The organism is Gemmobacter lutimaris (assembly GCF_003570715.1).
Lineage (GTDB): Bacteria > Pseudomonadota > Alphaproteobacteria > Rhodobacterales > Rhodobacteraceae > Gemmobacter > Gemmobacter lutimaris.
The window spans coordinates 269,351-282,952 of record NZ_QXXQ01000001.1 but is presented as its reverse complement, the minus strand read 5'-3'; the positions used below and the strand labels follow the sequence as shown (position 1 = coordinate 282,952).

The window sequence follows — 13,602 nt, the reverse complement described above, 5'->3', positions numbered from 1 at the left end:
TCAATCCTTCAGGCTTTCTTCGCGCAGGCCGTCAGCCAGCAGGTTCAGGCCCAGCACAAGGCTCATCAGCGCAATGGCGGGGACCAGCGCGGGGACCGGGAAGATCGACAGAAGCTTCCGGCCCGCATTGATGGTGGACCCCCAGTCCGGGCTTTCCGGGCTGACGCCAAGGCCGAAGAAGCCCAGCGTGCCGAGCAGGATGGTGGTATAGCCGATCCGCAGGCAGAAATCGACGATCAGCGGCCCGCGCGCATTGGGCAGCACCTCCCACAGCATGATATACCACGGGCCTTCGCCGCGGGTCTGGGCAGCGGCGACGTAATCGCGGGATTTCAGGTCCATGGTGATGCCGCGCACGATGCGGAACACGGTGGGGGCGTTGACGAAAACCACCGAGACGAAGACGTTCAGCAGGTTCGGCTCCATGATCCAGAGGCCGAAGGGATCGGCCCGGAAGGCAAGGCCCGCGTAGATCCACAGACCCAGCACCAGCGTCACTCCGACATAGAGGTTGCGCCGCGCCGGGGTGGTGAAGAAGCGCGCGTTCCACAGGATGCAGAGGAACAGGATGGGGAAGGCGAACAGGATTGCCGCCATCACATTAGGGATCGAGGCGCGCCAGCCCAGCAGCAGCGGTCCGGTCTCGCGGATTTCCGGGGTGACCAGCAGGTAGAACATCAGGATCACCGGGAAGGCCAGAACAAGGTTCGCCACGAAGCTGAGCCCGGTATCAAGCCGGCCGCCGAAATAGCCGGCAGGCAGGCCCAGCGTGATCCCGGCCATGAAGGCGAAGGCGGTGGCCGCGGGGGCGATGGTCAGCACCGAGCGCGCGCCGACCACCATGCGTGAAAACACGTCGCGGGCAAGGTTGTCGCCGCCCAGCAGGTAATGGGCATAGATGCCCTCGACCGGGTTTTTCAGCGGGCTGCCGGGCAGCGCGTTCTTCATGCCGGAAATCTGCGCCAGCGGGTCATGGGTGGCCACGATATTGGCGAAAAGCGCGGTGAAGACCCAGAACATCACCAGCGCGAAGCCGGTCATGCCGATGGGGCTGTCGAACAGCCGGCCGTAAAGGCCGAGCCGCCGTTTGTAGGTGATCGAAAGCGCGAAGGTCAGGGCCAGCGCGATCCAGACCGGCCAGAAGCGGCCGATCATGGTCACGAGGATCTGGGTGAAGCCGAGTGCGTCCATCAGATCAGCTCCTCACGACAGCCGGATGCGGGGGTTGAGCCAGGCATAGCCGACATCGGAAATGAGCTGGGTGATCAGCACGACGGCGACGGCGACCACGGAACAGCCCAGCAGCAGGTCGATGTCGTTGTTGCCGGCGGCCTGCACCAGTGTCCAGCCGAAGCCCTTGTAGTTGAAAAGCGTTTCCACGATCACCACGCCGTTCAGGAGCCAGGGGAATTGCAACATGATGACGGTGAAGGGCGCAATCAGCGCATTGCGCAGCGCGTGGCGCATCACCACCTGACGGAAGCTGACGCCCTTCAGCAACGCGGTGCGGATATATTGCGCGGTCATCACCTCGGTCATGCTGGCGCGGGTCATGCGGGCGATATAGCCGATGCCATAAAGCGCGATGGTCAGCACCGGCAGGAAGAAGTTTTCAAAGGTGATGTCATCCATGGCCGAGGTGGCCGAACCCTTGAACCATTTCAGCCCGGTCATGGACGAGGCGAAGATGGTGATGAACAGCACGCCCGACACATATTCCGGCGTGGCCGTGGTGGCGATGGAGAAGGTGGACAGCGTGCGGTCAAGCTTCGACCCCTCGCGCATCCCCGCCAGCACCCCGATCAACAGCGCGACCGGCACCATCAGCGCCATGACCGACAGCATCAGCCAGCCGGTCAGCGACAGGCGGGTGGCAATGATCTGCGACACCGGTTCCTTGAACACGTTGGACCAGCCCCAGTTGCCTTGCAGCACACCGCAGAAACGCGGCGCGGCGGCCGGGTCACTGCCCTTGGGGATGCAGCGGCCGGTGACCTTGCCGTCGTCGGCGGTCGCGGTCCAGCCGGGCAGCACGCCCAGCCATTCGCCATAGCGGCCCAGAAGCGGCTGCGCATAGCCGTTCTTTTGCAGCCAGCTTTCCACCTCGGCATCGGAAATCCGCGATCCGGCCTCGGATTTGGCGATCTTCTCAAGGTTCGGGGGCAGGTTGGTCAGGTAGAACACGATGAAGGTCAGGCACAGGGCCGTGGCGATCATCGTGAACAGGCGTCGAAACAGGAATTTGGCCATGGCGGCACGGGCCTTTCCGGGCGGCAGGCTTCAGGGCGCGGGCGCGTGGCCCGTATGGCAAGGAGAGGGCGCGCCGCGCGGGCGCGCCCCGATCGGCGATCAGGCCGTCAACCACCACTTGTAGTGGTGGTGTTCGAAGGTCGGGTGCATTTCGCAGCCACGCACCTTGTCGGTCATGTGACGGAATAGAGAACGCCAGTAGGGCTGGATCAGCACACCCTGTTCCTGCATGATCTCTTCCAGCCGCTTCATCACCTCACGCCGCTTGTCGGCATCGGCGATGGCCAGCGCCTCGCCCAGCTTTTCGTCGAACTCGGCGTTGGAGAAGGCGGTCTCGTTCCAGGCCACGCCCGTCTTGTAGGCGAGTTGCAGGATCTGCACACCGAGCGGACGCATGTTCCATTCAGTTGCCGAGAACGGGTATTTCAGCCAGTCGTTCCAGAAGGTCGAGCCGGGCAGGATGGTCCGCTTCACGTTGATCCCGGCATCGCGCAATTGCGCGGCCACCGCGTCACAGGAGGCGGATTGCCAGTTGTCATCCAGCGAGATCAGCTCGAATTCCGTATCGGCATGGCCTGCGGCGGCGAGATCTTCTTTTGCCTTGGCCGGATCAACGGTCAGCGGCGGAAGTTCGGCATATTCCGGGTGGATCGGGCAGACATGGTGGTTTTCCGCCACCTGGCCCAGACCGGCATAGCCGAGTTCCAGAACAACCGCGTTATCGACAGCGAGTTGCAGCGCCTTGCGTACCGCCACATTGTCATAAGGTGCGGCGGCATGGTGGAAGCGGATCGCCAGCGTGCCGGCGGTCAGTGCCTCGGATTTCGCGAAGCCAAGGCCGTCGAACACGGCGACGAAATCGCCCTCGGTGCGATAGGTCGCGTCGATTTCGCCCGCCTCGGCCGCGGCCACGACGGCGGCCGGGTCGGTGCCGTAGTCGATATATTCGATCCGGTCCAGATAGGCGCCTTCACCCCACCATTTGTGATCGGTGTTCTTGACGAGGATCTGCTTGACGCCGACCTCGTTGGCTTCGGGCTTGTAGGGGCCGGTGCCGATCGGGTTGGCGGTCGGGTCGCCGTTGTCATAGGATTTGTGCACGACGGCGGCCGGGTAGTCGGCGAAGCCCGCGATGATCGAGATGTCGGGCGCAGGCAGCATCAGTTTGACGGTATGGCTGTCCACCGCCGTCACCGCGCCGTCGCGCATCTTCTTGGTGGCTTCGTCAACCAGCCCGCCCATGCGCGCGGCCATCGAATTGCCCTCGACCCCGGCATCGCACCAGCGGTCGATATTATGCACAACATCCTCGGCGGTGAATTCATCGCCGTTGTTCCAGGTGACGCCCTTGCGGACGTTCAGCGTGTATTCGGTGGCATCGTCATTGGCGGCCCAGCTTTCCAGCAGACGCCCTTCGAAGGTGCCGTCGCTGTTGTACTGGACCAGATATTCCAGCCAGCCGCGCCCGAAGTTCGCCAGTTCCGACCAGTCCCAGGTGCGGGGGTCTTTCATCGCGCGGGTTTCCATGTTCATGCGCAGCGTGCCGCCCATGACCGGGGTTTCCTGCGCCAGCGCCGGGGTGGGTGCCGCGAGACCCAGCAAGCCATAGGCCGCGGTCGCGGAAACCCCCAAAGCGGTGGTGCGGGTCAGGAATTCGCGCCGGCTCAGGCTGCCCGCGCGCACTTCCTCGGCGTAGGCCGGGGCGGCGGGGTGAACGGCGATAGGTTTGGTATGGATCATTCTCTACTCCCTGACAGGTCTTTTGGTTGTCTTTATGCGGCGATCGCCATGCGGCTGGTCGCACCCTCGGGCGCCTGAACCGGCCACATCGGAGTTTCACGAGACCTATCGTGCCTTTTTTGGCCCTGACGTCAACGCCCGCTTTCGGCAAGGCAAAGCAATTTTGCGACATAATTCCACCGGGAATGGACGGAATCCCGGAAAACAGTCGCAGAAAGCGATTTAAAATTGCGTGACGATTCCGTTAAAGCGGAAATCGTCAGGCCGGGGGGACGGAAACGGATCAGCCCGCGCGGCGGAAGGCAGTGGGGGATTTTCCGGTCTGGTGCTGGAAGGCGCGGGTGAAATAGGCCGCCGAGGTGAAGCCAAGGCTGCCCGCGATCAGGTTCACCGGCAGGTCAGTTTCAGACAGCAGACGCCGCGCCTCGAAAATCAGCCGGTCGTGCAGCAGGGCCGAGGCCGGGCGGCCGCAGGCCAGTTTGCAGCAGCGGGTCAGGTGGGTTGGCGTCACGCCAAGGCTGTTGGCGAAATCGGCAACACCCATTCCGGACCTGAATTCACGCTCCAGCAGCGCGGTGTAGCGCGCGACCAGACGCTTGGCGGCATCGGGCTTCTGCTGTTCGGGGGCGGCGCGGGCGATCTGGCGTTCCAGCCAGACCCCCAGAAGCCCCAGATGCGCCAGCGTCGCGCGGTCATGCGCAGGTGTGTCGGCGCTCATCTCGCGCAGGATCGCATCCAGCGTGACGTTCAACTCTTGCGCGGCAAAGGTTTCGCGGATGCGCAGGTGCTGCGGTTCTTTTGGCAGGGGAACAGGGCAGTCGCGGCCAAAGAAGACCGCTGTGCCAAAGACCTGCGGGCCGACCTCGAAGCCGTGCATGACGCCGGGCGGAATGAAGATGGCGTTATGGGCGGTGTAGCCGCGCGTTACCCCGGCAATGGTGATGCGGCCCTGGCCCTTGGTGAACCACAGAAGGCAGGCTTCGGAATAGGCGCGCATCGCCTCGACCCGCCAGCGGCCACCGGCGGCCAGACGGGGAATCGCGACAAGGCGAAGGGATTTCAGCGCGCTCAGATAGTCCATTCCGCAGGGTCTTTCGGGTTCGGGTGGCAGGCACGGGCAACGGAACACTCAATGACCGGCCCAGATAAGCAGTCTGTGCCGCAAGACCCAAGCAAAAAGATGGCAGCAGCGGCCGATTTGCGCCGCTGGCCGGTTATATGTGACGAAAAGTCAGCAATGCCCTGTGGATAACCGACGTTCTTAACGTGTCAGGGCAGACGGATCGTCGTCCAGTCCGACATCCGGGCTCGGAACCAGGTGCGCTGACGCTTGGCATATTGGCGCGAAGCCAGCTTCGCTGCCGCAACCGCCTGTTCCAGCGGCATTTCCCCCCGCAGATGAGCCACAAGCTCGGGGGCGCCGATGGCGCGGGCCGAAGGGCGCGCGGGGTCCCAGAACGGCAGTTCGGCGCGGGCTTCCCCCAGCGCGCCTGCGGCCATCATCCGGTCAAAGCGCAGGTCGATGCGGGCATTCAGCCAGTCTGGGTCGGGGCGGAACACGAAAGCCGCACAGCCTGCACGGGGCAGCAGCGGCGGCGGGGTGTCGCGCTGCCAGTCGGCAAGCCCCCGCCCTGTGGTGCGCAGCACCTCCCACGCGCGCTGGACACGGGCGAGGTTCGCAAGGTCGGTCTTGGCGGCAGTGTCGGAGTCAAGCGCCGCGATCATGGCGGCGGGATCGGTCGTGCGCAGGGCATCCGCTTCGGCCCGCACCTTGGGCGGGATCGGCGGGATCTCCGCCAGCCCCTCGGTCAGCGCCATGAAATAAAGCCCGGTGCCGCCAACGATGATGGGGCGCTGGCGGCTGTGCAGCACTCCTGCCACTTCGCGCAGCCAGTGGCCGACGGAATAGGGTGTGTCGCGGCCGATATGGCCGTAAAGCGCATGCGGCGCCTGCGCTTCTTCCTCGGGGCTGGGGCGGGCGGTCAGCAGCCGCCAGCAATCATAGACCTGAAGCGCATCGGCGTTCACCACCACGCCGCCCTGCACCCGCGCGATTTCCAGCGCCAGCGCGGATTTGCCGCTGGCGGTCGGCCCGGCGATCAGCACCGGCCGGTCGGCGGGCAGCGAGGCGAGCAGATCGTGCACGGGCTTACAGCTTCAGCCGGTAGCGGACATGGCCATCATAGGGTGCGTAGCTGTCGTACAGCGCGCGGGCGCGGGCATTGCCTTCATCGGTGTGCCAGTAAAGCCGGTGCCAGCCGCGCGCCTTGGCCAGATCGCGCAGATCGTCGATCAGGGCGCGGCCGACCCCCTTGCCGCGCGCCTCGGGGGCGACGAACAGGTCTTCGAGATAGCAATCCTCGCCCATCACCCAGGTTGAGCAGTGATGATGATGCAGCGCAAAGCCGAGCGGCTGATCGTCCTCGACTGCCAGACGCCCCTTGAGCGGGCTGGCGGGGTCCATCATCCGGGTCCAGGTATGGTTGGTGATGTCGGGGGAAAGATCGACCTTGTAGAAGGCGAGATAGGCAGACCAGAGGGCCTCCCATCCCGCGCGGTCGGCGGGGGCGATGTCGCGGATCGTCAGGGTCATGTGAATGTCCGTTCTGTTGGGGTAGCCGGGGCGGTCAGGCCCCGGCGGCGGCATCACGCCAGACGTGCCAGCAGGCGCGCCCAGCTGCGGATGCCCTTGTGGAAGCATTCCAGATCGTATTTCTCGTTTGGGCTGTGGATCTGGTCATCGTCGCGGCCGAAGCCCAGCAACATGGCATCCATGCCCAGTTCGGTCTTGAAATAACCGGCGATCGGGATCGAGCCACCACAGCCGACATAAGACGCCGGGCGCCCCCATTCGGCGACCAGCGCGGCGCGCGCGGCCTCGAAGGCCGGGTGGTCGATGCCCATCGTTCCGGCGGGCGAGGCGCCGTGGCCCTCGAAGGTCACCTCGCAATCGGCGGGCACGCGGGCACGCACCCAGTCGCGGAAGGCTTCGCGGATCGCCTGCGGGTCTTGTTGCCCCACCAGACGGAAGCTGACCTTGGCGCGCGCTTCGCCGGGCAGCACGGTCTTGAACCCGTCGCCGGTATAGCCGCCGGTCACGCCGTTCACCTCGGCCGTCGGGCGCGACCAGATCATTTCCAGCGGCGTGCGGTCCTCCTCGCCCGCCGGGATTGACAGGCCGACATCGCCGAGGAATTTCGCATGGTCGAAGGCAAGGTTCTGCCATTGCGCGCGGATCGCCTCGGGCAATTCGCTGACGCCATCGTAGAAGCCAGGAATGGTGATGCGGCCGGTCTCGTCATGCATGTCGGCAAGGATCTTTGACAGCACATGGATCGGGTTGCGGGCCAGCCCCCCGAACATGCCGGAATGCAGATCTTTGCTGGCGGCGCGGATCACGATCTCCTCGCCCAGAAGTCCGCGCAGCATGGTGACGATGGCGGGGGCGGTGTCCTGAAACAGGCCGGTATCGCAGATCAGCGCAAGGTCCGAGCGCAGCGCATCGGCATGTTCGCGCATGAAGGGGATAAGCGAAGGGGAACCCGATTCCTCTTCGCCTTCCAGAAAGATCGTCAGGCGACAGGGCAGGGTGCCATGCACGGCCTTCCAGGCCCGCAGCGCCTCCAGGAAGGTCATCAGTTGTCCCTTGTCATCCGAGGCGCCACGCGCCCGGATCACCTTGCCGCGCGCGCCGTCCTGAAGCTCGGGGTCGAAGGGATCGCGGTCCCACAGGCTCAGCGGATCGACGGGCTGCACGTCATAATGCCCGTAGAACAGCAGATGCGGGCCACCCTCGCCACCCTGCGCCACTACCATCGGATGACCCGGCGTCGCATGGGCGGCGGCGGCAAAACCGAGGCTGCGCAGGTCGTCCACCAGCCAGTCGGCGGCGCGGGCGCAATCGGCCTTGAAGGCCGGATCGGTCGAGATCGAGGGGATGCGCAGCAGATCGAACAGGCGGTCGAGCGCGGCCGGAATCTCGTCATCAATCCGCTTCAGCACGGCATCGAGCGACATGGGGGTCTCCTTTTCGTGACTTCGGCGCGAAGCCTAGCAGGTGGCTTTGCACTGTCCAGAGCGGCCGCGCCGGGGTATTCAGGGGCCGTTCCTATCTGACGGGAGTGTGATGATGAAGGTTCCGGGTTGCATTTTGTGCCTGTCATTGACGGCGGCCCCCGTGATGGCCGACCCGATGACCGGCAAGGCCGCAGCAAAGCAGATGTATCGCGGCGAGGGCGCAGTGGTGCAGATGCTGGATGGCGCGGGCCTGTCGCAGGCAGATGCAACGGCCCTGACCATGGTGGGCACCGGCCAGCCCTGGTATGGCGCCATCGCGATTTCCCCGGATGAGGGGTTGATGGTCGAGGCGACGGTGGCGGCGGTGAATCACCATACCGTCGCGGCGGCCGAAACGGCGGCGCGCAAGGGCTGCGAGGCGAAGCGCAAGGGCAAGGCCGCCTGTGTGGTGGTGGCGCATCTGCTGCCAAAGGGCTGGAAGCCCGCCGATCTGACGCTGTCGCAGGACGCCACTGCGGCACTGCGAAAGGATTACAAAACGCCCGGTGCGCTGGCGATTTCGCCCACCACCGGCAGTTTCGCATTGACGAAGGGCGAGGCTGCGGGTGACCTTGCCGTGCAGACCTGCAATGAAAAGGCCGGTGCAAAGGATTGTATCTTGGCGGTGCAGGACTGACCGAAAGGTCGGGCTGGCGCAAAGGGGGGGACAAAATGTCCCCTTTGCGATACAGGATTTGACCAATATCAAGGCGGCGCGAACAAAGGCCGCCCAGAAAGGGCCCAGCACGGCAGACCAGCCGCAGCCAGGAGACGGGATATGGACTACGACAAGGCACTCGACAGCGCGATCGCGCGGCTGCATGACGAAGGGCGCTATCGCACCTTCATCGACATCGAGCGTCGCAAGGGCCAGTTCCCCCATGCGATCTGGCGCAAGCCCGACGGGACGGAGAAGGATATCACCGTCTGGTGCGGTAATGACTATCTGGGAATGGGCCAGCATCCGGCGGTTCTGTCCGCGATGCACGAGGCACTGGATGCCACCGGCGCAGGCTCGGGCGGGACGCGCAATATCTCTGGCACGACGCTCTATCACCGGCGTCTGGAGGCCGAGATCGCCGATCTGCACGCCAAGGAGGCGGCGCTGGTATTTTCCAGTGCCTATGTCGCCAATGACGCGACGCTTTCGACGCTGCCCAAGCTGTTTCCGGGGCTGATCATCTATTCCGATGCGCTGAACCATGCCTCGATGATCGAGGGCGTGCGCCGCAACGGCGGCGCCAAGCGCATCTTCCGGCACAACGATGTCGCCCATCTGCGCGAGTTGATCGCGGCCGACGATCCGGCTGCGCCCAAGCTGATCGCCTTCGAATCGATCTATTCGATGGACGGCGATTTCGGCCCGATCCGCGAGATCTGTGATCTGGCCGAGGAGGTCGGCGCGCTGACCTATCTGGACGAGGTGCATGCCGTCGGCATGTATGGCCCGCGCGGCGCCGGTGTGGCGGAACGCGATGGCCAGATGGCGCGGGTGGACATCATCAACGCGACGCTGGGCAAGGCTTTCGGCGTGTTTGGCGGCTATATTGCTGCAAGTGCGAAGATGGTGGACGCCATCCGCTCTTACGCGCCGGGCTTCATCTTCACCACCTCGCTGCCGCCGGTGGTGGCTGCCGGGGCCGCCGCCTCGATCGCCTTTCTCAAGTCGGCAGAAGGGCAGGCGCTGCGTGACAAGCAGCAGTTGCATGCGCAGATCCTGAAGATGCGGCTCAAGGGGCTGGGCCTGCCGATCATCGACCACGGCAGCCATATTGTGCCTGTCCACGTCGGAGACCCGATCCATTGCAAGATGCTGTCCGACATGCTGCTGGATCAGTTCGGCATCTACGTCCAGCCGATCAACTTCCCGACCGTGCCGCGCGGTACCGAACGGCTGCGCTTCACGCCCTCGCCAGTGCACGAGTCAAGCCAGATTGACGCGGTTGTGAAGGCGATGGACGGGCTCTGGCAGCACTGTGCGCTGAATCGTGCCGAGGTTTCCGCCTGAAACAGTTCTGCGGCTGCAAATGCCGCTTGTGCTGTGCTAGGGTTAGCGCAATGAGATTGGCACCGAGTCGTGCAACAGGCGACTCGGGCACAGGCGGGACAGAAACGGGGCAGGCGACGTATGATCTGGCGGAGGAACCAACCTTCGACGGCTGAGGCCGACAAGCCCAAGGGCTTTGACGACTTCGAATTGCGGCTCGGCGACGTGATGCGCGGTGAGCGCGCCACGCTAGGCAAATCCCTTCTGGATGTGCAGCGCGAGCTCAAGATCAAGGCGACCTATATCGCCGCGATCGAGAACTGCGATATTTCCGCTTTCGAAACGCAGGGCTTTGTGGCGGGTTATGTCCGCTCTTACGCCCGCTATCTGGGCATGGACCCGGACTGGGCGTTCAAGCGCTTCTGCGGCGAGGCGAATTTCGAGGTGGCGCATGGCATGTCGGCCGCCGCCGCGCCTGCCACCATCACCGCGGCCCGCACGCGCGCCGCGACGCAAGCGGAATCGCGCGATCCGCTGGGCAATCCCAATGCCCTTTTCGTGCCGCGCAGTGAAAGCTGGATCCACCGGGTCGAGCCCGGTGCAATCGGTTCGGTTCTGGTTCTGGCGGCGCTGATCGGCGCGCTGGGATATGGCGGCTGGTCCGTGCTGCAAGAGGTGCAGCGCGTGCAGCTTGCGCCGGTGGATCAGGCGCCAGTCGTCGTGGCAGAGATTGACCCGCTGGAGCGGCTGGACGGTGTTTCGGCAATGGGCCGTGCAACCGCTCAAGCGGAAACCGGCGTGACCGACGATCCCGCCGCGCAGCAGGTTGCAGATGCCTCGCCCGATCTGCTGAACCGTCTTTATCGCCCGCAAGCGCTGGATGTGCCGGTGCTGGTGTCGCGTGACGGACCTATCTCCTCGATTGATCCGCGTCAGAACGGCACTCTGGCCGCTGCCAACCTTCCGCAGGCCGGTGGCGTGGCTGCTGCCGCTACCCCTGCCGATCCGGCGCAGGATCAGGTGCAGGTCGTGGCGCAGGCAGAACCCGGTGTCGAAATCCTTGCCGTGCGTCCGTCCTGGGTGCGGGTATCCTCGGCCGATGGCACGACGCTGTTCGAAAAAATCCTGAACGCCGGTGAACGCTACAAGGTGCCGCAGCTTGACGCGGCGCCGGTGTTGCGGTCCGGCAATTCCGGCTCGGTCTATTTCGTGATGGGCGGCAAGGCTTTCGGTCCTGCCGCACCCGGCCCTCAGGTGGTGAAGAACATCGCCCTGACGGAAGAGGCGCTGACCCAGAAATACGCCGAGGCCGATCTGACGGATGACGCCGATCTGGCGCGCATCGTCAATGTGGCCGAAGCGACGCAGATTGCTGCCCCGCAAGAGTGACCCTCGGCAAGACGTGATCTTTGGACGGCTCCGGTGGCATTGCCCCGGAGCCGTCTTGCCATTATGCCTGCGCTCAAACCACCGAAAGGCGTGATCATGTCGCACAATCCCGTCCGTCCCTGGCGCAACATCGACCGACGCAAGTCGCGGCAGATCCGCGTGGGCAAGGTGCTGGTGGGGGGCGATGCGCCGATCTCGGTGCAGACCATGACCAACACGATCACCTCGGATGCGAAAGCGACGATCGAGCAGGTGCAGCGTTGCGCGGTGGCCGGGGCAGACATCGTGCGGATTTCGACACCCGACGAAGACAGCACCCGCGCCCTGCGTGAAATCGTGGCCGAAAGCCCGGTGCCGATCGTGGCGGACATCCATTTCCATTACAAACGCGCCATCGAGGCCGCCGAGGCGGGCGCGGCCTGCCTGCGCATCAATCCCGGCAATATCGGCGACGCCAAGCGCGTGGCCGAGGTGGTGCGGGCGGCGAAGGACCATGGCTGTTCCATCCGCATCGGGGTGAATGCCGGCAGCCTTGAAAAGCATCTGCTGGACAAATACGGCGAACCCTGCCCCGAGGCGATGGTGGAAAGCGGGCTCGACCATATCAAGCTGTTGCAGGACAACGATTTCCACGAATTCAAGATCTCGGTGAAAGCGTCCGATGTCTTCCTTGCCGCCGCCGCCTATCAGCAACTGGCCGAGGCCACAGATGCGCCGATCCATCTGGGCATCACCGAGGCCGGGGGCCTGATGTCGGGCACGGTGAAATCGGCCATCGGGCTGGGCAATCTGTTGTGGATGGGCATTGGCGATACGATCCGCGTCAGCCTGTCAGCCGATCCGGTGGAAGAGGTGAAGGTCGGGTTCGAGATCCTGAAATCACTGGGCCTGCGGCACCGGGGCGTCACCATCATCTCCTGCCCCTCCTGCGCGCGGCAGGGGTTCGACGTAATCAAGACCGTGGCGGCGCTGGAGGACCGGCTGGCCCATGTGACCACCAGCATGAGCCTGTCGATCATCGGCTGCGTGGTGAACGGGCCGGGCGAGGCGCTGATGACCGACATCGGCTTTACCGGCGGCGGGGCAGGCGCGGGCATGGTCTATCTGGCGGGCAAGCAAAGCCACAAGATGACCAACGACCAGATGATCGACCACATCGTCGGCCTCGTCGAAGACCGCGCCGCGCAGATCGAGGCGGCGAAGGCGAAGGCCGAAGCGGCGGAGTAGGGGCTCCGAAACCGGCGCTGTTGGCCGATTGCGGGTTTGCCGACCGCGGCACATGCAAAAGGCCGCTGCGCGCAGCGGCCTTTCCTTGTTCTTGGTGGTCGCGCCTGAACTCACCCGTCCTGACGTTGCCCCTCGACGATCTGGCGCATGCCGTCCAGCGGGACGTAGCCGCGCACCATGGTCTGATCAATCACGAAACTGGGTGTGCCATTGATCTGCATGGTGGTGCCAAGCGCGTGGTTCGCGTCGATGATCGCCTTGACCTCGGGCGTCTCCATCTTCGCCACGATGGCCGCGCCGTCGAGACCCAGATCGACCGCAAGTGCGGTCAGGCTTTCAGGCGTTGCATCGCCGCGCAGGGTGATCAGCGCATCATGGACCTTCTTGTAGGCCTCGTCGCCGGCCACCATCCGGGTAGCGATGGCGAATTTCGACGAGATCAGCGACTGTTCACCCAGAATCGGGAACTCCTTGATGACGAAGCGGATGTTGCCATCCGTTTTCACCAGTTCCTCGACCTCCTCCCATGCCTTTCGGCAATAGCCGCAGCGGTAGTCGAGGAATTCGACGACGGTGATATCACCATCCGGGTTGCCGCCCAGCCAGGAATTCTGGTCGTTGAACAGGGCGTCCGAGTTGTCGGCCAGAAGCTTCAGGTCATCGGCCTCGGCCTGCTGCTGCTGGCGCTGTTCCAGCACCGAGACGGCTTCCATGATGACTTCGGGATTCTCGATCAGATAAGCGCGCACGGCCTCGCCGAAGGCGGCGCGCTCGGCGTCGGTCATCGCGCCGAGGTCCAGCGCGGCAGCGGGCAGCCCCAGCGTCAGCGCAAGCGCGGTGGAGGCGAGGAAGGTCTTGGTCATGCGTCTCTCCGATGGGCGGGGCGCGCATGACGGAACAGGGCCGGCCCTGCTTGACGCGCGCGACCCGCCGGGCCAGTGTCGGCCCGAGTT

12 protein-coding genes are annotated in these 13,602 nt (G+C 64.6%); 4 read left to right on the top strand and 8 right to left on the bottom strand.

Features of this window, described 5'->3' with window-relative positions; all coding sequences use genetic code 11:
- From D2N39_RS01280 to D2N39_RS01250, 7 genes are all read right to left on the bottom strand, one after another.
- Positions 1-1,191 (bottom strand): ABC transporter permease, encoded by a 1,191-nt coding sequence (locus tag D2N39_RS01280; protein WP_119132993.1) that lies wholly within the window; start codon positions 1,189-1,191, stop codon positions 1-3.
- A 12-nt stretch (positions 1,192-1,203) separates the two neighbouring features.
- Complete coding sequence (locus tag D2N39_RS01275; RefSeq protein WP_119132992.1) at positions 1,204-2,250, bottom strand: ABC transporter permease; 1,047 nt, start codon at positions 2,248-2,250, stop codon at positions 1,204-1,206.
- Between the two features lie 99 nt (positions 2,251-2,349).
- The gene (locus D2N39_RS01270; protein ID WP_119132991.1) at positions 2,350-3,990 is read right to left on the bottom strand and encodes an ABC transporter substrate-binding protein; all 1,641 of its coding nucleotides are present in this window, start codon (positions 3,988-3,990) and stop codon (positions 2,350-2,352) included.
- Positions 3,991-4,273: 283 nt separating this feature from the next.
- Positions 4,274-5,071 carry an AraC family transcriptional regulator gene (locus tag D2N39_RS01265; protein WP_119132990.1) on the bottom strand — a complete coding sequence of 266 codons (798 nt, stop codon included), beginning with the start codon at positions 5,069-5,071 and terminating at the stop codon, positions 4,274-4,276.
- 188 nt (positions 5,072-5,259) lie between these two features.
- On the bottom strand, positions 5,260-6,135 hold the full coding sequence (gene miaA, locus D2N39_RS01260; protein ID WP_199725176.1) for a tRNA (adenosine(37)-N6)-dimethylallyltransferase MiaA: 876 nt from the start codon (positions 6,133-6,135) through the stop codon (positions 5,260-5,262).
- Between the two features lie 4 nt (positions 6,136-6,139).
- Positions 6,140-6,583: a GNAT family N-acetyltransferase gene (locus D2N39_RS01255; RefSeq protein WP_119132989.1), complete on the bottom strand. Its 444-nt coding sequence runs from the start codon at positions 6,581-6,583 to the stop codon at positions 6,140-6,142.
- A gap of 53 nt (positions 6,584-6,636) precedes the next feature.
- The gene (locus tag D2N39_RS01250; protein ID WP_119132988.1) at positions 6,637-8,007 is read right to left on the bottom strand and encodes a M20/M25/M40 family metallo-hydrolase; all 1,371 of its coding nucleotides are present in this window, start codon (positions 8,005-8,007) and stop codon (positions 6,637-6,639) included.
- Between the two features lie 109 nt (positions 8,008-8,116).
- Here D2N39_RS01250 and D2N39_RS01245 point away from each other — a divergent pair, with 109 nt between their 5' ends.
- From D2N39_RS01245 to ispG, 4 genes are all read left to right on the top strand, one after another.
- Entirely contained in the window at positions 8,117-8,683 is a 567-nt protein-coding gene (locus tag D2N39_RS01245) for a DUF4189 domain-containing protein (protein WP_233557019.1), read from the top strand.
- 141 nt (positions 8,684-8,824) lie between these two features.
- On the top strand, positions 8,825-10,054 hold the full coding sequence (hemA, locus tag D2N39_RS01240) for a 5-aminolevulinate synthase (protein WP_119132987.1): 1,230 nt from the start codon (positions 8,825-8,827) through the stop codon (positions 10,052-10,054).
- Positions 10,055-10,174: 120 nt separating this feature from the next.
- Positions 10,175-11,422: a helix-turn-helix domain-containing protein gene (locus D2N39_RS01235; protein WP_119132986.1), complete on the top strand. Its 1,248-nt coding sequence runs from the start codon at positions 10,175-10,177 to the stop codon at positions 11,420-11,422.
- 96 nt (positions 11,423-11,518) lie between these two features.
- The gene (gene ispG, locus D2N39_RS01230; RefSeq protein WP_119132985.1) at positions 11,519-12,649 is read left to right on the top strand and encodes a flavodoxin-dependent (E)-4-hydroxy-3-methylbut-2-enyl-diphosphate synthase; all 1,131 of its coding nucleotides are present in this window, start codon (positions 11,519-11,521) and stop codon (positions 12,647-12,649) included.
- A gap of 110 nt (positions 12,650-12,759) precedes the next feature.
- Here ispG and D2N39_RS01225 read toward each other — a convergent pair whose 3' ends face one another.
- A complete protein-coding gene (locus D2N39_RS01225) occupies positions 12,760-13,512 on the bottom strand; it encodes a DsbA family protein (protein ID WP_119132984.1) in 753 nt (250 codons plus the stop codon).
- Positions 13,513-13,602: the final 90 nt, after the last annotated feature.

What these genes read in the sequence shown, in the direction of transcription:
- D2N39_RS01280 (WP_119132993.1), bottom strand. Translation starts at nt 1,191, where the DNA reads ATGGACGCACTCGGCTTCACCCAGATCCTCGTGACCATGATCGGCCGC.
- D2N39_RS01275 (WP_119132992.1), bottom strand. Translation starts at nt 2,250, where the DNA reads ATGGCCAAATTCCTGTTTCGACGCCTGTTCACGATGATCGCCACGGCC.
- D2N39_RS01270 (WP_119132991.1), bottom strand. Translation starts at nt 3,990, where the DNA reads ATGATCCATACCAAACCTATCGCCGTTCACCCCGCCGCCCCGGCCTAC.
- D2N39_RS01265 (WP_119132990.1), bottom strand. Translation starts at nt 5,071, where the DNA reads ATGGACTATCTGAGCGCGCTGAAATCCCTTCGCCTTGTCGCGATTCCC.
- D2N39_RS01255 (WP_119132989.1), bottom strand. Translation starts at nt 6,583, where the DNA reads ATGACCCTGACGATCCGCGACATCGCCCCCGCCGACCGCGCGGGATGG.
- D2N39_RS01250 (WP_119132988.1), bottom strand. Translation starts at nt 8,007, where the DNA reads ATGTCGCTCGATGCCGTGCTGAAGCGGATTGATGACGAGATTCCGGCC.
- D2N39_RS01245 (WP_233557019.1), top strand. Translation starts at nt 8,117, where the DNA reads ATGATGAAGGTTCCGGGTTGCATTTTGTGCCTGTCATTGACGGCGGCC.
- hemA (WP_119132987.1), top strand. Translation starts at nt 8,825, where the DNA reads ATGGACTACGACAAGGCACTCGACAGCGCGATCGCGCGGCTGCATGAC.
- D2N39_RS01235 (WP_119132986.1), top strand. Translation starts at nt 10,175, where the DNA reads ATGATCTGGCGGAGGAACCAACCTTCGACGGCTGAGGCCGACAAGCCC.
- ispG (WP_119132985.1), top strand. Translation starts at nt 11,519, where the DNA reads ATGTCGCACAATCCCGTCCGTCCCTGGCGCAACATCGACCGACGCAAG.
- D2N39_RS01225 (WP_119132984.1), bottom strand. Translation starts at nt 13,512, where the DNA reads ATGACCAAGACCTTCCTCGCCTCCACCGCGCTTGCGCTGACGCTGGGG.